General features: G+C 70.8%; 23 protein-coding genes. 5 read left to right on the top strand and 18 right to left on the bottom strand.

What is annotated here, in order from left to right; genetic code table 11:
* Positions 1-408 precede the first annotated feature (408 nt).
* The 13 genes from DEJ03_RS16075 to otsA form a co-directional block, all read right to left on the bottom strand.
* A complete protein-coding gene (locus tag DEJ03_RS16075; protein WP_027466538.1) occupies positions 409-1179 on the bottom strand; it encodes a fumarylacetoacetate hydrolase family protein in 771 nt (256 codons plus the stop codon).
* A gap of 30 nt (positions 1180-1209) precedes the next feature.
* Positions 1210-2319 (bottom strand): branched-chain amino acid aminotransferase, encoded by a 1110-nt coding sequence (locus tag DEJ03_RS16070; RefSeq protein ID WP_110865399.1) that lies wholly within the window; start codon positions 2317-2319, stop codon positions 1210-1212.
* A gap of 15 nt (positions 2320-2334) precedes the next feature.
* Complete coding sequence (locus DEJ03_RS16065; RefSeq protein ID WP_110865398.1) at positions 2335-3408, bottom strand: 3-isopropylmalate dehydrogenase; 1074 nt, start codon at positions 3406-3408, stop codon at positions 2335-2337.
* A 13-nt stretch (positions 3409-3421) separates the two neighbouring features.
* Positions 3422-5011, bottom strand: coding sequence for a phosphoglycerate dehydrogenase (gene serA / locus DEJ03_RS16060; protein WP_110865397.1), 1590 nt, complete (start codon positions 5009-5011; stop codon positions 3422-3424).
* Between the two features lie 156 nt (positions 5012-5167).
* Positions 5168-5551, bottom strand: coding sequence for a hypothetical protein (locus DEJ03_RS16055; RefSeq protein WP_111055293.1), 384 nt, complete (start codon positions 5549-5551; stop codon positions 5168-5170).
* Positions 5548-6012 (bottom strand): hypothetical protein, encoded by a 465-nt coding sequence (locus tag DEJ03_RS16050; protein WP_111047588.1) that lies wholly within the window; start codon positions 6010-6012, stop codon positions 5548-5550. The genes DEJ03_RS16055 and DEJ03_RS16050 overlap by 4 nt, the downstream gene beginning before the upstream one ends.
* Before the next feature lie 59 nt (positions 6013-6071).
* Complete coding sequence (locus DEJ03_RS16045) at positions 6072-7262, bottom strand: mannitol-1-phosphate 5-dehydrogenase (protein ID WP_071405813.1); 1191 nt, start codon at positions 7260-7262, stop codon at positions 6072-6074.
* Positions 7263-7472: 210 nt separating this feature from the next.
* The gene (gene ilvC / locus DEJ03_RS16040; RefSeq protein ID WP_027466530.1) at positions 7473-8498 is read right to left on the bottom strand and encodes a ketol-acid reductoisomerase; all 1026 of its coding nucleotides are present in this window, start codon (positions 8496-8498) and stop codon (positions 7473-7475) included.
* A gap of 71 nt (positions 8499-8569) precedes the next feature.
* A complete protein-coding gene (gene ilvN, locus DEJ03_RS16035) occupies positions 8570-9070 on the bottom strand; it encodes an acetolactate synthase small subunit (RefSeq protein ID WP_017888842.1) in 501 nt (166 codons plus the stop codon).
* Complete coding sequence (locus DEJ03_RS16030) at positions 9067-10890, bottom strand: acetolactate synthase large subunit (protein ID WP_027466529.1); 1824 nt, start codon at positions 10888-10890, stop codon at positions 9067-9069. The genes ilvN and DEJ03_RS16030 overlap by 4 nt, the downstream gene beginning before the upstream one ends.
* A 45-nt stretch (positions 10891-10935) precedes the next feature.
* The gene (ilvD, locus tag DEJ03_RS16025) at positions 10936-12630 is read right to left on the bottom strand and encodes a dihydroxy-acid dehydratase (RefSeq protein ID WP_071405815.1); all 1695 of its coding nucleotides are present in this window, start codon (positions 12628-12630) and stop codon (positions 10936-10938) included.
* Positions 12631-12700: 70 nt separating this feature from the next.
* Positions 12701-13483, bottom strand: a complete 783-nt coding sequence (otsB, locus tag DEJ03_RS16020) for a trehalose-phosphatase (RefSeq protein WP_110865394.1) — start codon at positions 13481-13483, stop codon at positions 12701-12703.
* A complete protein-coding gene (gene otsA, locus DEJ03_RS16015) occupies positions 13476-15068 on the bottom strand; it encodes an alpha,alpha-trehalose-phosphate synthase (UDP-forming) (RefSeq protein ID WP_071405817.1) in 1593 nt (530 codons plus the stop codon). The genes otsB and otsA overlap by 8 nt, the downstream gene beginning before the upstream one ends.
* Before the next feature lie 235 nt (positions 15069-15303).
* Between otsA and DEJ03_RS16010 the strand changes: the two genes are divergently transcribed.
* Positions 15304-18078 (top strand): hypothetical protein, encoded by a 2775-nt coding sequence (locus tag DEJ03_RS16010; protein WP_110865393.1) that lies wholly within the window; start codon positions 15304-15306, stop codon positions 18076-18078.
* 84 nt (positions 18079-18162) lie between these two features.
* Complete coding sequence (locus DEJ03_RS16005) at positions 18163-19134, top strand: magnesium transporter CorA family protein (RefSeq protein ID WP_110865392.1); 972 nt, start codon at positions 18163-18165, stop codon at positions 19132-19134.
* A 56-nt stretch (positions 19135-19190) separates the two neighbouring features.
* Here DEJ03_RS16005 and DEJ03_RS16000 read toward each other — a convergent pair whose 3' ends face one another.
* Positions 19191-20342, bottom strand: a complete 1152-nt coding sequence (locus DEJ03_RS16000) for an SLC13 family permease (protein ID WP_110865404.1) — start codon at positions 20340-20342, stop codon at positions 19191-19193.
* 93 nt (positions 20343-20435) lie between these two features.
* Here DEJ03_RS16000 and DEJ03_RS15995 point away from each other — a divergent pair, with 93 nt between their 5' ends.
* Positions 20436-20624 carry a hypothetical protein gene (locus DEJ03_RS15995; RefSeq protein ID WP_027466522.1) on the top strand — a complete coding sequence of 63 codons (189 nt, stop codon included), beginning with the start codon at positions 20436-20438 and terminating at the stop codon, positions 20622-20624.
* Positions 20625-20742: 118 nt separating this feature from the next.
* Here DEJ03_RS15995 and DEJ03_RS15990 read toward each other — a convergent pair whose 3' ends face one another.
* Entirely contained in the window at positions 20743-21906 is a 1164-nt protein-coding gene (locus DEJ03_RS15990; protein WP_110865391.1) for a mechanosensitive ion channel family protein, read from the bottom strand.
* A gap of 138 nt (positions 21907-22044) precedes the next feature.
* Here DEJ03_RS15990 and DEJ03_RS15985 point away from each other — a divergent pair, with 138 nt between their 5' ends.
* Entirely contained in the window at positions 22045-23577 is a 1533-nt protein-coding gene (locus DEJ03_RS15985; RefSeq protein ID WP_110865390.1) for an amino acid permease, read from the top strand.
* A 76-nt stretch (positions 23578-23653) separates the two neighbouring features.
* Positions 23654-23953, top strand: coding sequence for a hypothetical protein (locus DEJ03_RS15980; protein WP_146237762.1), 300 nt, complete (start codon positions 23654-23656; stop codon positions 23951-23953).
* A gap of 71 nt (positions 23954-24024) precedes the next feature.
* Here DEJ03_RS15980 and DEJ03_RS15975 read toward each other — a convergent pair whose 3' ends face one another.
* The 3 genes from DEJ03_RS15975 to DEJ03_RS15965 are packed head-to-tail and all read right to left on the bottom strand — an operon-like array spanning position 24025 to position 26789.
* Positions 24025-24672, bottom strand: a complete 648-nt coding sequence (locus DEJ03_RS15975; RefSeq protein ID WP_181422757.1) for a PepSY domain-containing protein — start codon at positions 24670-24672, stop codon at positions 24025-24027.
* A gap of 49 nt (positions 24673-24721) precedes the next feature.
* Positions 24722-26119 (bottom strand): cell wall metabolism sensor histidine kinase WalK, encoded by a 1398-nt coding sequence (locus DEJ03_RS15970; protein ID WP_110865387.1) that lies wholly within the window; start codon positions 26117-26119, stop codon positions 24722-24724.
* Positions 26112-26789 (bottom strand): response regulator transcription factor, encoded by a 678-nt coding sequence (locus tag DEJ03_RS15965; protein WP_110865386.1) that lies wholly within the window; start codon positions 26787-26789, stop codon positions 26112-26114. The genes DEJ03_RS15970 and DEJ03_RS15965 overlap by 8 nt, the downstream gene beginning before the upstream one ends.
* Positions 26790-26798 lie beyond the last annotated feature (9 nt).

Here is a 26798-nt window from a genome sequence, read left to right as displayed (position 1 = left end):
CGACCAGGCACGAGGTCAATCAATAAATTGGCATTGACAATGTGCACGCTGTTGAGTTCTCAAGGACCAGACGCACTCCCCGCTCGACCCACGAAAGGTTCCGCCAGAGAGGCATTCGTCTTGTACAACTCCCTGGGCGCACAACCAGAGGTCGTGTTTCCGAGGAGTTGGTTGCCTGAGCGGGACCCCGTCCGGACTGCATCTCCAGGTGTTCAACCCGGTGATCGTCTCGGCCGTTCCGTTCTCCGCCTCAGCGGCAACGAGTGATTACTTTACGCAGAGGTGAACGGCAGCGCCAAGCCGGCCCACATCCCGGGCGTGTCGCCCTCTGCGCCGGGGTTGGGTACTCCCCGGCAACGACGAACGGCCCGCTCCCCACCTGGGGGAACGGGCCGTTCGGGAGCGCTGTCAGTGCCGCGCGATGACCGGGTTCTTGAGCGAACCGATGCCGGAGATGGTGACCTCGACGATCTCGCCGTCGCGGATCTGCCCGACACCGGCCGGAGTCCCGGTCAGGATGACGTCACCGGGCAGGAGGGTCCAGATGGAGGACACGAACTCGACGAGCGACGGGATGTCGTGCACCATCTCGTTCGTCGAGGCCGCCTGTCGAAGGTCACCGTCGACGCGGGTCTCGATGCGGATGTCCGACGGGTCGATCTCGGTCTCGATCACGGGGCCGAGCGGGCAGAACGTGTCGAAGCCCTTCGCCCGGGTCCACTGACCGTCGCGCGCCTGCAGGTCACGGGCGGTCACGTCGTTGGCGATCGTGTAGCCAAGGATGACGCTCGCGAAGTCTTCACGTCGGACGTTCTTCGCGAGTGAGCCGATCACGATGGCGAGTTCGCCCTCGTGGTCGACGCGTCCGATGTCGGCGGGGAGGCGGATGGGCTCGTCCGGACCGATCACCGAGGTGTTCGGCTTGAGGAACACCACCGGGTCGTCGCCAGCACGCTCGTCCATCTCGGAGGCGTGCTCCGAGTAGTTGAGCCCGACGCCGATGACCTTCGACCGCGGGATGACGGGTGCGAGGAGCTTGGCGTCGGCCAGTGCCACGCGCTCCCCCGTGGTCTCGAACCCCTGGTACATCGGGTCTCCCGCGAGCACCACCAGAGCGCGCTCGTCGAGGATGCCGTACCGGGGGTCTTCACCCTTGCTGCTGAACCGTGCGATCTTCACCGTTCGACCCTACCCACGCCCGCCGGTCGATCAGGACGCGTCGGTCAGCTTGGTCATCCACCCGTGCGGGTCGGGACGACGGCCGTACTGGATGTCGGTGAGTTCGTCGCGCAGGGACATCGTGAGTTCCCCCGCCCCGACGGTCGGCGAACCGATCGTGAAGCCGTCACCCCGGAGTTCGGCGATCGGGGTCACGACAGCGGCGGTCCCGCACGCGAACGCCTCGGTGATCGAGCCGTCGGCGACGCCGTCACGCCACTCGTCGAGGGTCACGCGGCGCTTCTCGACGGTCAGGCCGCGGTCCTCGGCCAACTGCAGGATCGAGTCCCGCGTGATCCCTTCGAGGATCGAGTCGGAGTCGGGCGTGACGAGGGTGCCGTCGGACTTGACCAGGACGACGTTCATCCCGCCGAGCTCTTCGAGGTACTTGCCCTCCACCGAGTCGAGGAACATCACCTGCTGGCAGCCGTGCTCGTAGGCCTCTTGCTGGGGCAGCAGCGACGAGGCGTAGTTGCCGCCGGTCTTCGCCGCACCGGTCCCGCCCTTGCCGGCGCGCGCGTACTGCGTCGACAGCCAGATCGACACCGGCTTCGGGCCCGAGGTGAAGTACGCACCGGCCGGACTCGCGATGCAGTGGTACGCGACGGCCTGTGCCGCGCGGACCCCGAGGAACGATTCCGTGGCGATCATGAACGGGCGCAGGTACAGGCTGGTCTCGGGCGCCGAGGGCACCCAGTCGACGTCGGTCTGCACGAGCTGCCGGATCGACTCGACGAACGCCTCGACCGGGAGCTCCGGAAGCGCCAGGCGTCGGGCGGACCGCTGGAAGCGTCGGGCGTTGGCGTCCGGCCGGAACGACCACACCGAGCCGTCCGCGTGCCGGTAGGCCTTGAGCCCCTCGAAGATCTCCTGGGCGTAGTGCAGGACGCTCGCGCTCGGATCGAGGGACAGCGGCCCGTACGGGTGGATCGACGCACTGTGCCAGCCGTCTTCGAGCGTCCACTCGACCGTCGCCATGTGGTCGGTGAAGTGCTTGCCGAAGCCCGGGTCGGCGAGGATCTGCTCACGCTCGGCAGCCGCGCGGCGGTCGGCGGACGGGGTGCTGGCGAACTCGAGTCCGAAGGCGGTGTCGGTGCTCATGGGGAGGACTCCTTCTCAGGCGGTGGTGGTGCGTGCCGTGGCCGCGGCGGCGATCGCGTCGCCGATCTCGGCCGTGCGACGCGGCGTGGTGCCCCGGTCGGCGAGGTCGGACTCCACCGCAGCCGTCACCGCGGCCGCCAGGTCACCGCGACCGAGGTGGTCGAGCAACAGGGCGACGGAACGGATCGCGGCGGTGGGGTCGGCCAGCTGCTGACCTGCGATGTCCGGCGCGGAACCGTGGACCGGCTCGAACATGCTGGGGAAGGTGCCGTCCGGGTTGATGTTGCCCGAGGCCGCCAGACCGATGCCGCCGCTGATCGCGCCGGCCAGGTCGGTGATGATGTCGCCGAACAGGTTGTCGGTGACGATGACGTCGAACCGTGCGGGGTCGCGGACCATGTGGATGGTGACCGCGTCCACGTGCTGGTAGTCGACCGTGACGTCCGGGTACTCGGCGCCGACGGCCGCGACGGTGCGCTGCCAGAGGGCTCCGGCGTGCACCAGGACGTTGCTCTTGTGCACGAGGGTCAGGTGGCGACGCGGGCGTCGGTCGGCCAGCGCGAAGGCGTACCGCACGACCCGTTCGACACCGAAGGCGGTGTTCAACGAGACCTCGGTCGCGATCTCGTGCGGGGTACCGGTCCGGATGGCGCCGCCGTTGCCGACGTAGGGCCCCTCGGTGCCTTCGCGGACGACCACGAAGTCGACCTCGCCGGGGTCGGCGAGCGGCGTCGGGACGGCCGGGTGTACCGTCGTCGGCCGGAGGTTCACGTAGTGGTCGAACGCGAAGCGGAGCTTGAGGAGCAGCCCGCGCTCGATGATGCCGCCGGCGAGCCGCGGGTCACGCGGGTCACCGCCGACCGCTCCGAGCAGGATCGCGTCGTGCTGCGCGATCGCTGCCATGTCGTCGTCGGTCAGGATGTCGCCGGTCTCCAGGTAGCGTGCGGCGCCGAGGGAGAACGGGGTCTCCTGCACCACGAGGTCGTCCGGCAGGACCGCGTGCAGGACCTTCAGGGCCTCGTCGACGACCTCCTGGCCGATGCCGTCACCACGGATGACCGCGAGTCGGATCGTCTGCGCGCTGCTCATGTCCGCCACTCCCCTAGAGCGTGATGTCGATCTCGCGGAGCGAGGACGCGTCGATCGCCGAGCGGACGTGCTCGAGGATCTCGGCCGGCACGGGCGAGTCGACCGTCAGGACGCTCAGTGCCTGGCCACCGGCGGCTTCGCGCGAGATCTGCATCGCGGCGATGTTGATGCCGGCCTGGCCGAACTCCTTGCCGTAGACCGCGACGATGCCCGGACGGTCGGTGTACTCCATGACGACGTGGTGCCGGTCGAGCGGCACCTCGACGTCGTGCCCGTTGATCTCGACGAGCTTCTCGACCTGCTTCGGGCCGGTGAGCGTGCCGGAGACGCTGATCGCCGGGCCGTCGGACTGGGCACCGCGGATCGTCAGCACGTTGCGGTACTCGGGGCTGTCGGTCTCGGTGATGAGGCGGACGGTGACCCCGCGCTGCTCGGCGATGAGCGGGGCGTTGACGTAGGAGACCTGGTCGCTCACGACGTCGGTGAAGACGCCCTTGAGCGCCGCGAGCTTCAGCACGCTGACGTCGTACTCGGCGAGCTCGCCGTGCACCTCGACGTCGATGCTCGTGACCGGCGAGGTCGCGAGGGCGGTGAAGACCTGGCCGAGCTTCTCGACGAGCGGGATGCCGGGGCGCACGTACGGGTCGATGACCCCGCCCGCGACGTTGACCGCGTCGGGCACGAGCTCGCCGCCGAGGGCGAGACGGACCGACTTGGCGACCGAGACGCCTGCCTTCTCTTGCGCTTCGTCGGTGGAGGCGCCGAGGTGCGGCGTCACGACGACGTTCGGGAGTGCCAGGAGCGGCGAGTCCTTCGGGGGCTCGGCGACGAAGACGTCGAGGCCGGCGCCGGCGATGGTGTTCGACGTGAGGGCCCGGTGCAGGGCGTCCTCGTCGATCAGGCCACCGCGGGCCACGTTCACGACGAACGCGGTCGGCTTCATCAGGGCGAACTGGGCGTCCGAGATCATGCCGAGGGTCTCCGGTGTCCTCGGCATGTGGATCGTGGTGAAGTCCGCCCGACGCAGCAGGTCCTCGAGGGAGACGAGCTCGACCCCGAGCTGCTGCGCACGTGCCGTGGTGACGTACGGGTCGTACGCGATGACCGTCACGCCGAAGGCCTGCAGCCGCTGGGTGATGAGCGCGCCGATGCGGCCGAGGCCGATGATGCCGACGGTCTTCTCGTAGAGCTCGACACCGGTGTACGACGAGCGCTTCCACGCACCGGCGGCCAGCGAGGCGTGGGCGGCCGGGATGTGCCGTGCGAGCGACAGGATGTGCCCCACCGTGAGCTCCGCCGCCGAGATGATGTTCGAGGTCGGGGCGTTCACCACCATCACGCCGGCGGTCGTCGCGGCCTTGATGTCGACGTTGTCGAGGCCGACGCCGGCACGGGCGACGACCTTGAGGACCGGTGCCGCGGCGATCGCCTCGGCGTCGATCTTGGTGGCGGACCGCACGAGGACGGCGTGCGCGTCGGACAGCGCCGCCAGGAGCGCCGGACGGTCGGTGCCGTCCACGTTCCGGATCTCGAAGTCGGGCCCGAGGGCGTCGACCGTTGCGGGCGAGAGTTCTTCGGCGATCAGGACGACCGGCTTCGACACAGCAGCTGTTTCCTCACTCGAGACGGTTGGTATCCCACCATGCTATCGACGCGGGCCGGTGGTTACGACCGCGGGAGCGGTCCTGTGGAGAACCACACGAGGGCAGGAGGCGCGGGGCGGGGCCGCACCGTGCCTCCTGGCCGTCGACGGGTCGCGTCAGAAGTCCAGCAGCGTCGGGACGAACAGCTGGAGGTCGAGCCAGAGGGCGCCGGCGCCCGCGAAGGCGACCACGAACACCGCGATCGTGACGGGCAGGCTCGAACGCCGGGTGATGACGATCGCCGCGACGAACGCGACCGGCGCGATGAGGATGTCGAGCACGAGCCACAGCCACGGGGTGCTGGTCTGCAGCGAGTCGCCGCCCGAGGTCGTCTGGAGGAACGCGTTGAAGGCGTCCACCCGCTGGTTGATCTGCGTCAGGTTGCCGACGGCCTGCACCGTCATGTACGCGAACAGCGCCGCGAACACGACCCAGACCACGATCTTCGCGACCACGGGGGCGCTGTTCCGGCGGGTCGTCGCCGGCACTGCCCCGGTCACCCGAAGCTCCGCGTCAGGAGGAACGGCCAGGGGAAGAGCACGACGGCGCCGAGGAGCATCCAGAGCAGGCGGGTTCGCGTGCGGCTGCTTCGCGCCGCCCAGAGCACCACCGTGAACCAGAGTGCCGGCGCGAGGATCGCGAGGAAGCGGAGCACCTCGACGAAGAGCGTGAGGACCGTGTCGACGCCGGAGACGTACGCGGTCGACGCGGTGAGGAGCCAGGCCACCGTGTAGAGGAGGTAGAGGCCCCCGAAGACGCCGAACCCGACGAGCGCGCCGGAGGTCTCGGGCGCCTCGGGGTCCCGCTCGCCGCGCTCGCGCACCGCCACCGGGTTGTGCGCCGCGTCGACGTGGGTGGCGTCGTCGGCGTCACCCCAGCTGAGGGCGGCGTCGTCGGTGTCGACGGCGTTCGGCACGTCCGGGTCGATCGACCCGTCTGGTGGGGATGCTGCCGTGGTCATGCCCCGATTCTACGAGGGACCCGACACCGGGAGGACCAGCGACGGCCGGGAAGCCGAGGTCAGACGTCGGCCGGCTGCGTCGCGAGGACCTCTGCGACGACGTCGCGGACGGCCGGGAAGAGCGGGTGGCTCTCCATCAGGCCCGTGAGGATCTCGGTCAGCGCGTGCGCGGTCGCCCCGGAACGCAGGAGTGCGTGCAGCTCGATCGACTCCGGGTCGTTCTCGTCGTCGAACGCGAGCGCCACACGGACGGCACCGAGCAGGTGCTCCACGGGCAGGCCGCGCTCGGCGAGCTGCGACGCCGGGCCGACGAAGCGTTCACGACGGCCGAGCTTGCGGAGCGGGTTGCGGCCGACGCGCGCGGTGGAGTCCGGCAGGTGCGGGTTCGCGATGCGGGAGAGGTTCGCGGCGACGTAGCGCGCGTGGTCCTCGGGGTCGAAGCCGTGCTTCGCGATCAGCAGTGCGGTGGTCTCGGCGAGCACCCCGTCGACCTCGGCGCGGACGGCGTCGTCCTCGAGTGCTTCGCGGATGAGCCGGATGCCCCGCACGTAGCCGTGGTAGGCGGCGGTGGCGTGCGCCGTGTTGACCGTGTAGAGCTTGCGCTCGACGAACGGCTGCAGGTCGTCGACCCAGGTGACGCCCTCGATCGTCGGCGGTTCGGCGTCGGAGCCCAGGAACGGGGTGCGCTCGATGACCCACTCGTAGAACGGTTCGAGCACGACGTCGAGGCCGCCGGACTGACCGAGCACACCGGACTGGTCCGGGACGATGCGGTCGATCGCGCAGTTCGCGAAGACGGCGGCGATGTCGCGGTCTTCGAGGATCGGGGCGCGGCGGATGCTGGCGTGCAGCGAGTCGGTCGCGTTGAACGCGTTCTCGCAGGCGACGATCGTGACGTCGCCGCGCTCGAGCGGGCGTGCCGCGAGGCCCTCGGCGATGAGCGGCGCGACGAGCGGGAGGGTCCGGGCCCCCACGGCGGTGGTCACGACGTCCGCCTCGGCGATGGCCTGCACCACACGCTCGCGGTCGGTCTTGCTGCTGAGCGCGCGGAACCCGTAGACGAGGTGCTCGACCGGCATCTCGCCGACCTCGTGCACCACGAACCGGCCGGCTTCGTTCAGGGCCGAGACCACGCGTTCGTCGACGTCGACGAAGGTGAGCTCGTAGCCGCTCGCCACGAGGAACTGGCCCACGAACCCGCGCCCGATCTTGCCGGCGCCGATGTGGACCGCTCGCTTCGTCACCGCCATCGAACGATCATCCCATGCTGGTCGGGGCGGTCCTGACCGCGGGTGCGCAGCACGGCCGACGGGTGTCGGGAATCGACCGCGCGCACGGCGGAGGGACGCCGGTCCGCGGCGTCGGGGCTGGAGAAGAGCTGCTGCATAACGTTCGGGTCACATCGCGAGGCGGCGGTGCAGGTGCACCGCCGCCTCGCAGGTCGAGTGGTTCTCGGAAGACTACCGCGCGGCCGAGCCGTCCACGTAGTCGCCGTCGTTCTGCTTCCACGCGAAGAGCGCGCGGAGCTCACGGCCGGTGGCCTCGATCGGGTGGCCCTCGCCCTTGGCACGGAGCGCCTTGAACTCCGGTGCGCCGGCGTCCTGGTCCTCGATGAAGCGCTTCGCGAAGGCACCGTTCTGGATGTCCGCGAGCACCGCCTTCATGTTCTCCTTGACGTCCGGCGAGATCACGCGCGGGCCGGAGACGTAGTCACCGAACTCGGCGGTGTCGGAGATCGACCAGCGCTGCTTGGTGAGGCCGCCCTCCCAGATGAGGTCGACGATGAGCTTGAGCTCGTGCAGGACCTCGAAGTAGGCGATCTGCGGCTGGTAGCCCGCCTCGACCAGGGTCTCGAAGCCGTACTGGATGAGCTGCGAGGTGCCACCGCAGAGGACGGCCTGCTCGCCGAACAGGTCGGTCTCGGTCTCCTCGGTGAAGGTCGTCTTGATGCCGCCGGAGCGGAGGCCACCGATCGCCTTGGAGTACGACCACGCGAGGTCCCAGGCGGAACCGGACGCGTCGACCTCGACGGCGACGATCACGGGGACGCCACGGCCGGCTTCGTACTCGCGACGGACGGTGTGGCCCGGGCCCTTCGGCGCGACGAGCGACACGTCGACACCCTCGGGCGCCTCGATGTAGCCGAAGCGGATGTTGAAGCCGTGGCCGAAGACGAGCGTCGCGCCCGGCTTGAGGTTCGGGCGGATGTCCTCGGCGTAGACGATGCGCTGGACCTGGTCCGGCGCGAGGATGACGACGACGTCGGCCCAGGCGGTGGCGTCGCCCGGCGTGTGGACCTCGAAGCCCGCCTCTTCGGCCTTCTGCCGGCTCTTCGAGCCCTCCTGCAGGCCGATCTTCACCTCGACACCCGAGTCACGGAGGTTGAGGGCGTGGGCGTGGCCCTGCGAGCCGTAGCCGATGACGGCGACCTTCTTGCCCTGGATGAGCGTCAGGTCGGCGTCGGCGTCGTACACGATGTCAGTCACGAGGGTGTGTCTCCTTGGTTCTGTGGTCGGTGCCGGGCACCATCGGCGCCCGGGAAGGGTGTGACGGGCGCTCAGCGCACCCGGTCGGTGATGCTCTTCGGTCCGCGGCCCATGCCGAGGAGGCCCGCGCGGGCGAGCTCCTTGACGCCGTAGGGCTCGAGCACGCGGAGGATCGCCTGGATCTTGCCGGGGTCGCCGGTCACCTCGACGATCAGGGAGTCGGTCGCCACGTCGACGACCTGGGCACGGAACAGGTTCACTGCTTCGAGCACCGCCGAGCGCGTCTGGTTGTCGACGCGCACCTTCACGAGCATGTGCTCGCGCTGGACCGACTGCGAGAAGTCCAGTTCGACGATCTTGATGACGTTCACCAGCTTGTTGAGCTGCTTCGTCACCTGTTCCAGCGGGAGGTCCTCGACGTCGACGACGACCGTGATCCGGCTGAGGCCGTCCACCTCGGTGTTGCCGACGGCGAGCGACTCGATGTTGAAGCCGCGACGGGCGAAGAGTCCGGCGACGCGGGTCAGCAGACCGGGCTTGTCCTCCACGAGGAGGGAGAGGACGTGGCTCATGCGGTTTCTCCCGTCATGTCGGCGTCCTCGTCGTCCCAGGTGGGCGCGAGTGCCTGGGCGTACTCGATGGACGAGTTGCTGACGCCCTGCGGGACCATCGGCCAGACCATCGAGTCACGGCTCACGACGAAGTCGATCACCACCGGGCGGTCGTTGGTCGCGAGGGCGAGCTCGATCGCGGCGTCGACCTCGTCGGCCTTCTCGACCCGGATGCCGAGGGCACCGTACGCGTCGGCCAGCTTCACGAAGTCCGGCACACGGCGCGAGGCGTGCCCCGTCTCGAGGTCGGTGAAGGAGTGCCGGCCGTCGTAGAACAGCGTCTGCCACTGCCGGACCATGCCGAGCGACGAGTTGTTGATGATCGCGACCTTGATCGGGATGTCGTTGATCACGCAGGTGGCGAGTTCCTGGTTCGTCATCTGGAAGCAGCCGTCGCCGTCGATCGCCCAGACCACGCGGTCCGGCTGGGCGACCTTCGCACCCATCGCCGCGGGGACCGAGTAGCCCATGGTGCCGGCACCGCCGGAGTTGAGCCAGGCGTTGGGCCGCTCGTACTTGATGAACTGCGCGGACCACATCTGGTGCTGGCCGACACCGGAGGCGTAGACGGCCTCGGGACCGGAGAGCTCACCGATGCGCTTGATGATGCCCTGCGGCGCGAGGAGTCCGTCGGTCGGCTCGGCGTACCCGAGCGGGAAGTCGGTCTTGAGCTGGTGGAGCTTCGCCCACCACTCGTCGGTCGACGCGCGGTCCTCCACCGCGATGCCACCCCAGGCGTCGAGCAGGTCGACCAGGACCTCGCGGGCGTCACCGACGATCGGGACGTCGGCGAAGCGGATCTTCGAGATCTCGGCCGGGTCGATGTCGACGTGCACGACCTTGGCGTCCGGCGCGAACTCGTCGGCCTTGCCCGTCACGCGGTCGTCGAAGCGGGCACCGAGGGCGACGATGAGGTCGCTGTCCTGCAGGCCGAGCACCGCGGGCACCGTGCCGTGCATGCCGGGCATGCCGAGGTGCTGCGGGTGCGAGTCCGGGAACGCGCCGCGCGCCATCAGGGTCGTGACCACCGGCGCACCGGTCGCCTCGGCGAAGCGGAGGAGCTCGGCGGTCGCGCGGGAGCGGATGACCCCGCCGCCGACGTAGAGCACCGGGCGCTTCGACTCGGACAGCAGCTGCGCGGCCGCGGTGATCTGCTTGCCGTGCGCCTTGGTCACCGGGCGGTAGCCGGGCAGGTCGATCTTGGGCGGCCACACGTAGGGCGCCGACTTCTGCTGGGCGTCCTTCGTGATGTCGACCAGCACGGGGCCGGGCCGACCGGTCGTCGCGATGAGGTGCGCCGCGGCGAGGGTCGCCGGCACGTCGGCCGGGTCGGTGACCAGGAACGAGTGCTTCGTGATGGGCATCGTGATGCCGACGATGTCGGCTTCCTGGAACGCGTCGGTGCCCATCAGCGTCGAGAACACCTGACCGGTGATCGCGATGAACGGCACCGAGTCCATGTAGGCGTCGGCGATGGCCGTGACGAGGTTCGTCGCACCGGGGCCGGACGTCGCGATGGCGACGCCGACCTTGCCGGACGACGAGGCGTAGCCCTCGGCGGCGTGGCCGGCGCCCTGCTCGTGACGGACGAGGATGTGGCGGATCGTGGTCGACGCCATCAGCTCGTCGTAGAACGGGATGATCGCGCCGCCGGGCAGGCCGAAGACGTCGGTGATCCCGAGGTGCTCGAGCGTCCGGAGGACGGCTCCCGAGCCGGTGAGGATCTCCGGCGACCGGCGTGCACCGGCGGCCGCGGACAACGGAGTTGCTTCCGTGGGCATGAGTGGTCCTTGCCTGAGTGGTGGCGGTGGTGCGGGTGTCGGACGCTAGCCCGTGACCGCGCCCTGGGCGGCGGACTTCACGAGCTTGGCGTACTTCGCGAGGACTCCGCGGGTGTAGCGCGGGGGCAGCGGGGCCCAGCCGTCACGGCGGGCCTCCAGCTCGGCCGGGTCGACCAGTAGGTCGAGCGAGCGAGCCGCGATGTCGACACGGATGCGGTCGCCATCACGAACGAAAGCGACTGGACCTGCGTCCACTGCTTCCGGTGCGATGTGGCCGATGCACAGGCCGGTTGTGCCGCCTGAGAATCGACCGTCGGTCAAGAGTAGTACATCCTTGCCGAGGCCCGCGCCCTTGATGGCCGCGGTGATGGCGAGCATCTCACGCATGCCCGGGCCGCCCTTGGGGCCCTCGTAGCGGATGACGACGACGTCGCCCTTCTCGATCTTGCCCTCGGTCAGGGCGTCCATCGCCGCACGTTCGCGGTCGAACACGCGGGCGGGGCCCTCGAAGACGGAGGCGTCGAAGCCCGCCGTCTTCACCACCGCACCCTCGGGGGCGAAGGAGCCCTGCAGGACGGTCAGGCCACCGGTCTCGTGGATCGGGTTGTCGAGCGTGCGGAAGACCTCGCCGTCGAGTGCCGGCGGGTCGATCTCGGCCAGGTTCTCGGCGACGGTCTTGCCCGTCACGGTCATGCAGTCGCCGTGCAGCAGGCCCGCGTCGAGCAGCGCCTTCATGATCACGGGGATGCCGCCGTTCCGGTCGACGTCGACCATGACGTACTTGCCGAAGGGCTTCATGTCGGCCAGGTGCGGGACCTTGGAACCGATGCGGTTGAAGTCGTCCAGCGACAGCTCGACCTCGGCCTCGTAGGCGATCGCGAGCAGGTGCAGGATGACGTTGGTCGAACCGCCGAGGGCCATCGCGACGGCGATCGCGTTCTCGAAGGCTTCCTTGGTGAGGATCTGGCGGGCGGTGATGCCGTGCTCGAGCATGTTCACCACGGCCTCGCCCGAGCGGTGCGCGTAGTAGTCACGGCGACGGTCGGCGCTCGGCGGAGCGGCGGAGCCCGGGAGCGACATGCCGAGGGCCTCGGCGACGGAGGCCATCGTGTTCGCCGTGTACATGCCACCGCAGGCGCCCTCGCCCGGGACGATGGCGCACTCGATCTTCTTGAGCTCTTCCTCGCTCATGGTGCCGGCCTTGCAGGCACCGACGCCCTCGAAGGAGTCGATGATCGTGACTTCCTTCATCGTGCCGTCGGCCTGCTTCACGTAGCCCGGCATGACCGAACCGGCGTAGAGGAACACGCTCGCCAGGTCGAGTCGCGCGGCGGCCATCAGCATGCCGGGGAGCGACTTGTCGCAGCCGGCGAGCAGGACGGTGCCGTCGAGGCGCTCCGCGTTGACGACGGTCTCGACGCTGTCCGCGATGACCTCACGCGAGACGAGGGAGAAGTGCATGCCCTCGTGGCCCATCGAGATGCCGTCCGAGACGGAAATGGTGCCGAACTGCAGGGGGTATCCGCCACCGGAGTGCACGCCCTCCTTCGCACCCTGTGCGAGGCGGTCGAGCGACAGGTTGCACGGCGTGATCTCGTTCCACGAGGACGCGATGCCGATCTGCGGCTTGCTCCAGTCCTCGTCTCCCATACCGACGGCCCGCAGCATGCCACGCGAGGTGGTTGCTTCGATCCCGTCGGTGACGACCCGGCTGCGCGGCTTGACGTCGATATCAGGCATGGGATGAGTCTAGGACGCTTTGGGATACCAGCCGTGCACCCCCGTGCATTCTCATGCTCGGGGGCCGCGATCAGCGGGTGGCGCGGAGCCTCGCCAGCTGCTTCAGGACCCCGGTCAGGGCCGCCGGGTCGGCGATGCGGTACCCGGCCCGGGTCTGGCCCGGCCCGACCTTCACCCCGACGTCGCCGTCGCCGAGCACGCGGAAGGCGTCCTCGTCGGTGACGTCGTCGCCGGCGAAGAACACCGCGTCGGCACCGTGCAGCTCGCGGAGCCGGGCGATCGCGTCGCCCTTCGTGACGTGTCGCACCGCGAACTCGACGATGTCCTTGCCACCGCGCTCGAGCACCTCGGGGTCGGCCTCGTGCGCCGCGCGGCTCGCCGCCGCGTTCGCCTCGGCCGCGACCTCGGCGGAGACACGGCGTGTGTGCACCCCGTGCCCGGCGGGCTTGTGCTCGATGACGACGCCCGGGAACCGTTCGCCGACCTCGTCGAGCGCCGCACCGATCCGTGCCACACGCTCGACCTCGTCGTCACTGAGCGCGGCCTCGTCGTGGCCGTCCACGCGCCACTCGACGCCGTGCGAACCGACGAGCGCCATGTCCTCCGGCGCGTGGGTCACCGCGGCCAGGCTGCCGAGGGGACGCCCCGACACGAGCACCACCTCGGTGTCCTTCGCACGGTGCAGGGTCAGGACCGCGGCCCACGACCCGGGCAGCGCCCCGACCTGCGAGGGGTCGTCGGCGAAGGGGGCCAGCGTGCCGTCGAAGTCGAGGGCGACGATCAGTCGCGGCGCAGCCGCGAGCGTCTCGAGGGCCGCGTCGATGGCGGACTGGTCGGTGGTGGTCTCAGTCATCACGTGCCTCCCGGGTGTCCTCGGCAGCCCTGGCGGACTGGGCGTCCTGGTCGAAGATCGACATGTTGTCGGTCTGCGCCTCGCGGTGCTGTTCGCGCGGGTCGGCGGCGGACGGGTCGATCTGGGCGTTCCGCGGCGCGTGCCGGTCGAGCGCCTCGAGGAACGAGCGCGACCAGCGCGCCACGTCGTTGTCGCGGACGCGCTTGCGGAGCGCGCGCATGCGCGTCGACCGCTCGCGACGCGGCATCTGGATGGCGCGTTCGATCGAGTCCTTGAGCGCACCGATGTCGTGCGGGTTGACGATCACGGCCTGCTTGAGCTCGTCGGCGGCACCGGCGAACTCGGACAGGATGAGCACCCCGTCGTTGTCGAAGCGGGCGGCGACGTACTCCTTCGCGACGAGGTTCATGCCGTCGCGCAGTGCGGTGACGAGCATGATGTCGGCGGCCAGGTAGAGCGCCACCATCTCCTCGCGCGGGTAGCCGTGGTGCAGGTACGAGATCGGCTGGTGGCCGATGACGCCGAGGTCGCCGTTGATGCGGCCGACGCTCAGCTCGATCTCGTCGCGGAGCGCCGCGTACGAGTCGACACGCTCGCGGCTCGGGCTCGCGACCTGGATCAGGGTTGCGTCCTCGACCGCGATGCGGCCGTCCTCCACCAGCTCGCCGAAGGCCTTGATGCGGTGGCGGATGCCCTTGGTGTAGTCGAGCCGGTCGACGCCGAGCAGCACCGTCTTCGGGTTGCCGAGGCTCTCGCGGATCTCGCGCGCACGCTCCTGCACCTCGGGCTTGCGGGCGATCGCCTCGAAGCTCTCGGCGTCGATGGAGATCGGGAAGTGCCTGGCCTCGACGTGGCGGACCGTGATGCCCTTGCGGCTGCGCGGGGCTGCCGGATCGTCCACCGGGACGTCGATCGTGGTGCCCTTGGTCGTGTAGCCCTTGATGTGGCGGACCGCTCGGAGGAAGTCGCTGGCGTCGTCGTGGCGCTGGAAGCCGATGACGTCGGCGCCGAGCAGTCCGTCGAGGATCTGCGCACGCCACGGCAGCTGCGCGTAGATGCCGACCGGCGGGAACGGGATGTGGTTGAAGAAGCCGATCGTCAGGTCGGGGCGCTTGGCGCGGAGCAGGGCCGGCACGAGCTGCAGCTGGTAGTCCTGCACCCAGACGATGCCGTCCTGCTCGACGATCTCGGCGATCTGCGCGGCGAAGCGCTCGTTCACGCGCTTGTACGCGTTCCACCAGTCACGGTGGTAGCTCGGGTGCTCGATGACGTCGTGGTACAGCGGCCAGAGCGTGTCGTTGCTGAAGCCCTCGTAGTACTCCTCGACGTCGTCGTCGGAGAGCGGGACGGGGACGATGTGGATGCCCTCGTTGTCGAACGGTGCGACCTCGACCTCGGCCTGCCCCACCCAGCCGACCCAGGCTCCGTCGTTCGCGCGCATCACGGGTTCGAGGGCGGTCACGAGGCCACCCGGCGAGTGCCGCCAGCCCTCGTTGCCGTCCTGGTCGACGACGCGGTCCACCGGGAGTCGGTTGGAGGCGACGACGAACGAGTAGCGGGTCTGTTCGGTGCGGTCTGCAGGCATGGGGTGGTGTGATCTCCGTTCCGCCCGGCCGGGGCCGGGTGCGTCGGTGCGTCGTGCGTCGGGTGCGACGGGTGCGACGGCCGGCGTGGTGCGCCGGGCGCGCTGCTGAAGTTACCAGCGTGGGGACAGCGCATTCACGGCGGATCGGCGGTTCCGCTACGCTGCAGGCACGTGTCGGGGGGACACGGGTGCTGGAGTGCGGCGCCGGCCTCCCGGTCGGAGAGGACCCCCAGCCGTGAGCGAGAACCCGCCCAACCAGCCCGTCCCGCCGTCGCAGCCCGGTCCGGGCCAGCCCGGTGCCGGCCAGCCCGGATCGGGCCAGCCCGCTTCGGGCCAGCCCGGTGCCGGCCAGCCCGCCTGGAACGGCCAGCCCGCCTGGCAGCAGCAGCCTGGAGGCCCGCAGCAGTGGTCGGGTCAGCCCGCCCCCGCCGCGCAGCCGTCCGATGCGTTCGGTCGCTTCCTGCGGTCCGTGTCCGGTCGCGACTGGCTGGCGGCCGTGCTCGCCGCCGTCGGCGGCTGGGTCGCGGCGTACGTCGTCGCCGGGCTCTCGCTGCTCATCACCGTCGGACTGCTCGCGTCGGGCGGCAGCGGGTCGGCCGCTCCGTCCGCCGGGTCCGGCACCGACCTCGGCGCGGGCTCGGCCCCCGACGTGGAGTCGCTGCTCTCCGGCGTGAGCGTCCTGCTCGGTGCGCCGGCGCAGCTCGTGGCCCTCGCCGACCTCGGCCGACTGCACCTGTCCGGGTCGATCGGGTTCCTCGGTTCCGGCTCGGGCTCGCTCGCCGTGGTGCCCGCGCTGGTGCTCGCCGCGCAGGTCGTCCTGGCCGTCGTGCTCACCCGCCGGATCCGCACGCGTGGCCTCGGCCGCACGCAGGTGCTCGTCACCGCGGTGGTCTCCGGCCTCGTCACCACCGTGCTCACGAACGTCGCCGCTGGCCTCTTCGCGATCCGGTTCCCGTCGGTGTCCGGCGCGGTCATCGAGCCGGTGCACGCCGTCGGTCTCGGCAGCATCATCGGTGCGTTCGTCATCGGGGCCCTGGCGGCACTCCTCGCCCGGCCCTCCGTCCTCGCCGGGCGCAACGTCTTCGCCGCCCGGCTGCTCGGCACGCTCCGGGTCGCCGCGTCGCAGCTCACGGTCCTCGTCGTGCTGGTCACCCTCGTCGTCATCGTCGTCGCCCTGATCGCCCAGCCGTCCTACGGCTCCGCGTTGCCGCTGCTGCTCGGCAACGTCGCGATCGGACTGACCGCGCTCGGGTTCTTCGGTGGTGTGGGGACGTCCGGCTTCGGGTCCGCCAGCGACACCGCCTCGGTGTTCGGCGGAGCCGGCGGCTGGACCTGGCTCGTCGTGCTGTTCGTCGTCGTCACCTCGGTCGCGGCCGGGCTCGCCCTCGCCGTCCGTCGCAACGACCGGATCCGCACCACGCTCGACTGGGTCGTCACGCCGCTGGTGTGGTTCGCACTCGGTCTGCTCTGCTTCGTCCTCGGCACCGGCGTCGTCTCGTACCAGGTGAGCAGCACGAGCTCCGTGGACGGCTCGGGGTCGATCGGCATCACGCCGTGGACGCCGATCGTCTTCGCCCTGTGGGGCGGCGCGATCGAGGTCGTCGCCCGGTACCTCGCCCCGGTGCTCCTGCCCCGCCTCGGCGGAGCCGTGGTGCTCCGGACGTCCCGCCTGGTCGGAGCGGACCCCCGCCCCGTCCTGCCGCCGGCGTTCCCGGCCGGGCCCGCCGCCGGCCAGGCCGGGCCCGCCGCCGGCCAGGCCGGGCCCGCCGCAGCCCAGGGTGCGCCCAGCGCTCCCGTTGCACCCGGCGCGCCAGTCGCCGCGGATGCGCCGGCTGCCGCCGCGTGGAACACTCCCCCGGCCGCTGACCAGCACGTGCCGTACCCGCCGGCCGGGCCTGCCCAGGAACCCGCGTACGGCGTGCAGTCGATCTCCGGCGCGCAGCCGGCGGCCGGGTCGCAGCCGCCCTACGGCACGCAGCCCCCGTACGGCGCACAACCGGCCGACGGGTCGCAGCCGTTCATCGGCGGTGGTGCCCCGGCTCCGGCACCGATGTCCCCGCGGGCCAAGAAGATCCTGGTCCGTTCGCTCATCGCCGGTGGCGCCGTCATCGTCGTCGTCATCGCCGGTGCGGTCACGACGAGCGTCCTCCGCGCCAACGTCTGGGGTCCGGCCCCGACCGTGAAGTCCTACGTGCAGGCCATCGCCAGCGGCGACGCCGACACCGCCGCCGACCTGAGCGAGATCCCCGACGACGCGGCGATGCTCGACTCGAAGGTCCTCGGGAGCGCGAAGGACCGCCCGTCGGACATCCGCGTCGGCCGGGTCGCCCGGACCGGTGACACCGCCATCGCCACCCTGAGCTACACCCAGGACGGCAAGAACCGCTCCGGCCAGGTGTCGCTGCGGCGCACGGGCACCTCGTTCCTGGTGAAGGACGAGTGGCGTGTCACGCAGCCGCTGGCCCAGCAGGTCACCCTGACGGCCTCCGACGTCCTCGAGGGCGCTCCGGTGACCGTCGGCGGCAAGGAGATCGGGAAGATCAGCGACGGCAAGTTCACGTCCCTCGCCTACCCCGGCACCTACCAGGTCTCGGTCGGCGGGACGAAGTACTTCACCGGCGGCACCGAGAAGGTCGCCGTGGGCGCGGTCACGTCGGGCTACGTCGACTTCGCGCCGAAGGCGACCAAGGCACTCGAGCAGGACGCCGAGCAGTACGTGACCGACCTCATCGACGACTGCGCCGAGAAGACCGAGCTCCGGGCGCTGAGCGGCTGCCCCTGGTACGGGCCCTACGACGCCGACGGCGGCGTGCAGTACGACGTCACGTCGATGCCCGAGCTGGAGGTCGAGGCGTCGCGCGCCGGCACCGTGATGGTGACGAGCACGAAGGACGGGAGCGTCTCGTACGGCTACACCTCGTACCTGGGTGACAAGAAGCGCGGCGAGGACTCGTTCAGTGTGAACCAGTACCTGAAGGTGGAGGACGGCAAGCTCGTCTCCGCCTACTGAGCAGGAGCCGACCGAGCGGCTCCGCAGCACCACGACGGCCGACCCGGGATCTCCCGGGTCGGCCGTCTCAGTAGGCTGGCGAGCATGGTCAGGACACGGGCGTGGTGCAGGGGCGACACGGTCGAGCGGGACTTCCCCGTCGACCGGATCTCCGACCTCGTCGCCGATCCGGACACCTTCGTCTGGATCGACTACACGGACCCGACGTCGGCGGACCTCGAGCAGATCGAGGAGGAGCTCGGCATCCACGCGCTCGCGGTCGAGGACGCCGTCGAGCACGGACAGCGACCGAAGCTCGACCGGTACCGGGACAGCCTGTTCCTGGTCGTCTACGACGTGGGCGGCACGGACGACGAGGGTGACCTGATCACGCACGAGGTCAAGGCCTTCGTCACCGAACGGGCGCTCGTCACCATCCACGGGTCCGACGTCGACACCACCCCGATGGAACACCGGCTCACGGCGAACTCCGACATCGCCGAACACGGCGTGCCCTGGCTCGTCTGGGCGCTGCTCGACGCGGTCGTCGACCGGGCCACCGACACCGTCGAGGACCTCGAGCGGCAGATCGATGCGCTCGAGGACGACCTGTTCGAACCGGGCGACCCCAGCGAGCAGCAGATTCAGCGGCGGTCGTTCCGGCTCCGCAAGACCCTCGGGGTGCTCCGGCGGCTGGTCGTCCCGACGCGGGACAGCGTCGCCTCGTTGCTGCACGGTGACGCGGAGACGATCTCGAACGGCATCCGGCCGTACTTCCGCGACGTCGAGGACCACCTGGTCTCGATCGCCGACTCCGTCGAACAGCTCCGTGACGCCGTGTCGAGCGTGCTCGACACGACTCTGAACCTGGCGTCGAACCGGCAGAACACCGTCATGAAGAAGGTCACGAGCTGGGCGGCGATCATCGCGATCCCGACCGGTGTGACGAGCTTCTTCGGGCAGAACGTGAAGTTCCCGGGCGAGGGCGCCTGGAGTGGTCTCTGGGCCTCGCTCGCGATCATCACCGCGTCGTCGCTCGTGCTCTACCGCGTCTTCAAGACCCGCGACTGGCTCTGACCGCGCACGGCACCGGCACCGGCTCGGGACCGGCTCGGCACCGGGCTCCGCCGGCGTCAGAGCGCGAGCGCCAGGACCCCGGCGACGACGGTGAGCGGCGCGACGACGCACCCGAGCGCCATGTACCGGCCCCAGGACAGGTGCACGCCCTCGGCCGACAGCCGTGCGTGCCACAGCAGCGTCGCGAGCGAGGCCCACGGCGTGATGAGGCAGCCGGCGTTGACGCCGATGAGCAGCGCCGCGTACCGGACGGCCTCGTGCCCGGCGGCCGGTTCGAGCACCAGGTACGCCGGCAGGTTGTCGATGCCGTTCGCTGCGACCGCGCCCGCACCGCCGAGCAGCAGCAGTGGGCCGGTCCCGGTGCCGCCCTGCAGCGCGTGCACGATCGGGTCGGTGATGCCCGTCGTGTGCAGCGCCTCGACCACCACGAAGAGCCCGGCGGCGAACAGCAGGGTCGACCACGGCACGCGGGACACCCGGAGTTCGGACGGTGACCGGAACGCCGCGACCACGACGAGCACCACGGCGGCCAGGACCGCGGCGATCCACACGGTCACCCCGGCCGTCAGGGCGACGACGAGGGCGACGAGCACCGCGGAGGCCGCCCAGAAGAACACCGGGTCCTTCGGCGTGCGGACGGACACCGGCGAGTAGCGGCCGAACAGCTTGCCGCGGAACACCACGAGCAGGACGACGCACGGCACGACCACCCCGGCGACCGCGGGCCAGGCCATCAGCCCGGCGAACGGCAGCGGGCCGCCGAGCCCCATCCGGTCGACGGCGAGCAGGTTCGTCAGGTTCGAGACCGGCAGCAGCATCGAGGCCGTGTTCGCGAGCCAGACCGTGGTCAGGGCGAACGGCATCGGGGGCAGTCCCACACGCCGTGCGAGCGAGATCACGATGGGGGTGAGGAGCACCGCGGTGGTGTCGATCGACAGGAAGACGGTGCAGAGCACGGCGAGCACGACGACCGCGCCCCAGAGGCCGATCGTGCGCCCGCCACCGACCCGGGCGGCAACGTCGGCGAGGCGGTCGAACACCCCCGCGTCCGCGGCGAGCTCGGCGACGACGGTCAGCCCGAGCACGAACCCGAGGACCGGCAGGACCCGGTCGGCGAGCACGGCCAGGTCGTCGAGGGGCAGCAGCCCGAACACGACGCAGACCGCGCCGACCACGAGCAGGGCCGCACCGATCACCGCTTGACGCACGAACACTCCTCCGGCAGACACCGCGGCAGGGTGACCGGCGGCGCTCCAATGTACGGGCCGGTAGCGTTGTCAGCACGACGACAGGAGGCCTCTGTGCGCAAGTTCATGTTCAACGGTGCGGTGTGGAGTTCGCTCATCAGCGGCTACAGCGTGCTGCAGACCACCCGCCAGGGACCGCGTGACTGGCGGCTCGCGCTGACTTGGGTCGCGTGGCTCGCCACGACGATCGTGGCGATCGGCACGGTCGTCGAGGACGACCGCGCGGTCAAGGCGCGCCAGTAGGTCCCGACGCGACCCCGTGACGGACGGGAGGCCCGGTGCCAGCTGGCATCGGGCCTCCCGTCCGTCGTCCGTGTCGTCCACCGCAGCCGTCCCGGGGCCGGCTGGCCCCGGAAGCGGGTCAGCGCTCGGACTCCGGGATGCCGGAGGTCTGGATCGGTCCGGTGAAGAGCGCGCCGCGCTCGTCGTCACCGAACAGCTGCGAGTCCCCCTCTGCCGGGCGTCCGCGGCGGCGCGGTGCCGCCGCACCCGGCTGGGTGAGCTGCACCCGCTGGACCGGCAGGGCGTCCGGGTGGGTGCGCTGGATCCACTCGACCATCTCCTCGCGGACGTAGCAGCGGAGGTCGAACAGGCCGCCGGCATCGGGCGCGGTCACGAGGATGCGGACCCGGACCAGTCCCCCGACGGCATCGGTGACCTGCAGCACCTTGACGCGGCGGTCCCAGATCGTCGAGGTGTCGAGGATCCGGTCGAGCTCCGCCCGCATGTCGGCCGGGCTCACCCGCCAGTCGAGGTCGAACTCGACGGCACCGAGCAGTTCGCTGCCGGTCCGGGTCCAGTTCTCGAACGGCGTGCTCGTGAAGTACGTCGACGGCAGCACGAACCGACGGTCGTCCCACAGGTGCACGACGACGTAGGTCAGCGTGATCTCCTCGATCCGTCCCCACTGCTGCTCGACCACGACGACGTCGTCGACGCGGATCGACCCGGAGAACGCCAGCTGCATGCCGGCGAACACGTTGCCGAGCGTGGACTGCGCGGCGAGGCCCGCGACCACGGAGATGAGGCCGGCACTGGCGAGCACGCTCGCGCCGGCTGCCTCGACCCCGTCGAAGGTCAACAGGATCGCCCCGACCGCGATGATGACGAGCACGGCGACGGTGAGCCGCCGGATGATGAGCACCTGGGTGCGGATCCGACGCGCCTGCCGGTTGTCGGGCACGTCGATGCGGAAGCGGTGCAGCCCGAGGTCCTCGAGGAAGATCGCGACCTGGCACGCGAGCCAGCAACCGACCGCGATCGTGACGATGAGGAAGCCGTGCACGACCTCGTCCCGCCAGGGGTAGGCGTCGGCGTTCCGCGGGATGCTCGACGTGAAGGCGATCCAGAGCAGGACCACCAGCAGCACCGTGCGGAAGGGGTGCCTCGTCCGGCGCGAGAGCACGCCGGCCCACCGTTCCCGGCGTGCGATCGCCCGGAGGACCAGGTGCAGGACGAGGGCGACGACGGCGGTGACGAGCAGGGCGAACCCGATCGCGACGAGGAGTCGGAGGAGGATGTCCATCCCTCCATGCAAGCAACGGACGACGGTCGTCGTTCAGGATTGGGCCGCTGTCGGCTGTGCGGACGTTCAGCAGCTGCGGTTCGCCCGAACCGGGGTTTGCGTGACGCCCCGGTCCGGTGCGCATGTAGGTTCTCTCGCATGACAGCGCAGAACGACACGGGTGGCAACCGAGCGCCGGCGAACGACTTCTCGCACGAGCAGGAGGGCTACCAGCACGGTCTGAAGCCCCGGCAACTGCAGATGATCGCGATCGGCGGCGCGATCGGCACCGGCCTCTTCCTCGGTGCCGGTGGACGCCTGCACACCGCGGGCCCCGCGCTCGCGCTGACCTACCTGGTCGCCGGGATCTTCGCCTTCTTCATCCTGCGTGCCCTGGGCGAGCTGGTGCTGCACCGCCCGTCCTCGGGGTCGTTCATCTCGTACGCCCGCGAGTTCTACGGCGAGAAGTTCGCCTACGCCGCCGGCTGGATGTACTTCCAGAACTGGGCGATGACCTCGATCGTCGACACCACCGCCGTCGCGATCTACCTGCAGTACTGGTCGGCCTTCACCGCGGCGCCGCAGTGGCTGCTGGCGCTGATCGCCCTGATCGTCGTCCTCGCGGCGAACATGGTCGCCGTGAAGGTGTTCGGCGAGCTCGAGTTCTGGTTCGCCCTGATCAAGGTCGCCGCGCTCGTGGCGTTCCTCGTCGTCGCGATCATCTGGCTCGTCTTCGCGTTCCCGGTCGAGGCCGGCGGCGAGGCGGTCCGGACCGGCTTCTCGATCTGGGGTGACAACGGCGGGCTGTTCCCGAACGGGCTGCTCCCCGCGGTCATCGTGATCCAGGGTGTCGTCTTCGCCTACGCCGCGATCGAGCTCGTCGGCACGGCATCGGGTGAGACGCAGAACGCCGAGAAGGTCATCCCGCGCGCGATCAACTCCGTCGTCTTCCGCATCGCGGTCTTCTACGTCGGGTCGATCGTCCTGCTCTCCCTGCTGCTGCCGTACACGGCCTACAAGGAGGGCGAGAGCCCCTTCGTGACGTTCTTCTCGTCGCTCGGCAACCCGCACGTCGGCGCGATCGTCGGCGGCATCATGAACTTCGTCGTGCTCACCGCCGCCCTGTCGTCGCTGAACGCCGGCCTGTACTCCACCGGACGCGCGCTGCACTCGATGGGCATGAACGGTTCGGCGCCGAAGTGGACCACGAAGATGTCGAAGGGCGGCGTCCCCTACGCCGGCATCCTGCTCACGGCGGCCTTCACCGTCGCGGGCGTCGTGCTGAACTACTTCGTCCCGAGCCAGGCGTTCGAGATCGCCCTGAACATCGCCAGCCTCGGCATCATCACCGCGTGGGGCACGATCATCCTGTGCCAGATGCGACTGCGTCAGTGGGCCAAGCAGGGGCTCGCGAAGGAACCCTCGTTCAAGCTGCCCGGTGCTCCGGTCACCGCCTGGCTGACCCTGGCGTTCCTCGCCTCGGTCATCGTGCTGATGGCGATCGACTACCCGGTCGGCACGTACACGATCGCGTCGCTCGTCATCATCATCCCGCTGCTCGTCGTCGGCTGGTTCCTGCAGCGTGACCGCATCCTGCGCATCGCCGCCCTGCGCGAGGGCGTCACGGGCCCCTACCCGATCGGCGTCCGCAACCCCGCCGCCTCGGTGCGACGCGACGGCGACGGGAGCTAGCGCTCCGCTTGTCCCCGGAACGCAAGGCCCCAGCGCCGAACACGAGCGGTCCGGCACCCGTCGCTACCATCAGCGGGTGCCGGACCGCTCTCCTTCTCCCACCCTCGACCTGCAGCTCAGCTGGCGAGGTGCCTACGGACGCCTCCGGGTGTTCGCGGATCGTCTCGAGGCCGAGACCGACTACCAGCGCGAGACGCGCACGGTGGTGCCGATGGACGCGGTGCAGGGGTGGCGCCTCGGACCGTGCGACGAGGACGCCGTCTGCGTCGAGTTCCTCGCCGGGCAGGACACCTACCGGGTGCTGCTCGACACCCCGGACGAGCAGCTCGCTGCGCTGGCGATCCGGAAGGTGCTCGGCCCGCCGCTGGAGTCCTGAGGACGCCGGTGCCGGGCCCGGGCCGGGGCCGGGGCCCGCTGCCCCGTTGCCCGGGTGCCCGGGTGCCCGGCTCAGTCGTCGGTGTCGACGCGGTCGGTGACGACGTCACCGGAGCCGGCGTCGATGCGCACGCTGTGCTTGGTGCCGGACGAGTCGAGCACGTCGCCCTCCCAGACGACCGTGCCGACGTGGTCGTCGAGGCCGAGCTCGGTCACGGTCCCCGCGTGCAGGTCCTGGAAGGCGTCGACGGCCTGCTTGACGCTCAGGTCGGCGGCGGCGACGAAGCGCTCGTGCTCGGCCTTGTCGTCCGCGTCGGCGGCCTCGGTCTGCGGGGTGCCGGCGACCGAGGTGCCGTCGGCGTTCGTGTGCACCTCGTGCTCGGTGCCGTCCTTGGTCACGACGAGGACCTCGTAGGCGGATGCGCCCTGCTCCTGCTCGACCGAGATGACGGTGCCCGAGCCGACCTCGCCGCGTGCGGTGGCGACGGCGGCGAGCAGGGCCTTGTTCGAGCCAGCGGACGCGGCGCCGGACGCACCGGTGCCGGTGCCGGCCGAGTCCGTCGCCGACGAGCCGACCGAGCCGGAGCCGGCCGAGCGGGTGTCGTCGTCGGAGTCGTCGCTGGCGCACCCGGTGAGTGCGAGCGCCGCGACGATCGGCAGGGCGGCGAACGCGGCGATGCGGCGGGCGGAGGGCTTCTGGTGCTGGGTACGGAAGTTCATGTGGACGAGCATCGCGTCGGGGTGCTGAAGCAGCCCTGAAGCCGCCTGTTCAGCCGCCGAGTGCGATGTGGACGACGAACCGTGCGCCACCGAGCGGGGACGCGACCACGGTCGTCTCGCCGCCGTGGGCCCGCACGGCGTCGCGGACGATGGCGAGGCCGAGCCCCGCGCCGCCGGCGTCCCGGCTGCGGGCCTCGTCGAGACGGACGAACCGCTCGAAGACGCGCTCGCGCTCGTCCTCGGGGACGCCGGTGCCGTCGTCGTCGACCGTGAGCACCGCGGACCCGTCGTGCTCGGTGAGCGACACGGCGACGCGTGTGCTCGCGTGCCGGACGGCGTTGTCGACGAGGTTCCGGACCACCCCAGCCAACACGCGCTCGTCGCCGAGGACCCGCGCTGCCGAGATCGCCGAGCCGTCCACCCGCACCACCGGGGCGTCGCCGTCCCGCTCGGGCGCGACACCCGCCGTCGACCGTGCCCGCGCGCGGGCCACCGCGTCGAGCGCGAGGTCGTCGAGGTCGACGGGGCGCCGCGTGCGGATCCCGCCCTCGTCGAGGCGGGAGAGCTCGAGCAGCCCGGTGACCAGGTCCTGCAGGCGCACCGCCTCGGACCGCACGACGTCGGCGAGGTCCGCCACCTCGGTCCGCTCCGGGTGCGCGACGGCGACCTCGGCGTGCTGCCGGATCGACGCGATCGGCGACCGGAGTTCGTGGGAGGCATCGGACACGAACCGTCGCTGGCTCTCGGCGGACCGTTCGAGGCGATCGAGCATGGCGTTCATGGTGCTCGCGAGCCGGGCGACCTCGTCGCCGGTGTCCGGAACCTCGACCCGGGCGTCCGGACGGGCCGCCCGGATCGTCTCGACCTCGGTGCGCATCCGTTCCACCGGCCGCAGCGAGCGCCCGGTGACGGCCCAGGTGACCGCGACCAGCAGGAGCACCAGCACGGGCACCCCCACGGCGAGGAGCACGACGGCGGTGCGGACCGCGGTGTCGGCCTGGTCGAGCGTGGCGCCGTAGACGAGCGTCGCCTCGCCGCCGCCGGGCAGGTCCACGTCGTCCGCCACGAGCAGCCAGCGTTCGCCGTCGTGGGTCCACCGGGACTCGTCGGCGGTCGGGAGGGCGTCCCCGTCGGCGTCCTCGCCGTGCGCCAGGACCGCCCCGCCGTCGCCGATCACCTGCACCAGGACGTCCTCGTAGCCGGTCACCGCGGACGCACCGTCCGCCTCGACCCGGGAGGACACCTGCTCGAGACCCGCCTCGGCCGAGGTCCGCACGCCGTCGAGCAGCACGAGCCGCAGCACGACGACGAAGGCGACGGCACCGATCACCAGCGCAGCGAGGACGACGACCCCGGCGCCGAGCGTGGTGCGGGCCCGGACCGACCGGGCGCGCCGTGGCCTGGACGGCGCGACTCCGCTCGCACCGGGCTTCGGCCGCTCAGCCACCGTCCGCCGCCAAGCGGTACCCGGCGCCACGGACCGTCTCGATCGCGGCACGCCCGAACGGCCGGTCGAGCTTCCGGCGCAGGTGCCCGACGTACACCTCGACGATGTTCGGGTCGCCCTCGAAGTCGACGTCCCAGACGTTCTCGATGACGTCGCGCTTCGACCGGACCTGCCCCGGGTGCCGTGCGAGGTACTCGAGCACGGCGAACTCCCGGCTGGTCAGCTCGACGGGGGTCTCGCCGCGCGCCACGGTGCGCGCCGCGGGGTCGACGACCAGGTCGCCGAGGGTCAGCACGGTGGGGCGCTCGCGGGCACCCCGTCGGACGAGCGCCCGCAGCCGTGCGACGAGCACCGGGTGCGAGAACGGCTTGGTGACGTAGTCGTCGGCGCCGGCGTCGAGCGCCTCGACCTGGTCCCACTCGCCGTCCTTGGCCGTCAGCATGAGCACGGGGGTCCAGTCGCCGTCGGCGCGGAGCTGCGCGCACACGGCCCAGCCGCTCAGGCCGGGCATCATCAGGTCGAGCACGATCGCGTCGTAGCGGAACTCGCGCGCGTGCCACAAGCCGTCCACGCCGTCGTTCGCGACGTCGACCGCCCATCCCTCGGCCTCGAGGCCGCGGCGCACGCCGTCGGCGAGCCGGACCTCGTCGTCGACCACCAGCACACGCATGGGGTCGAT

The organism is Curtobacterium sp. MCLR17_043 (genome assembly GCF_003224215.1).
Lineage (GTDB): Bacteria > Actinomycetota > Actinomycetes > Actinomycetales > Microbacteriaceae > Curtobacterium > Curtobacterium flaccumfaciens.
The sequence above is the reverse complement of the archived record's forward strand: the minus strand, read 5'-3'. Positions and strand labels throughout refer to the sequence as shown.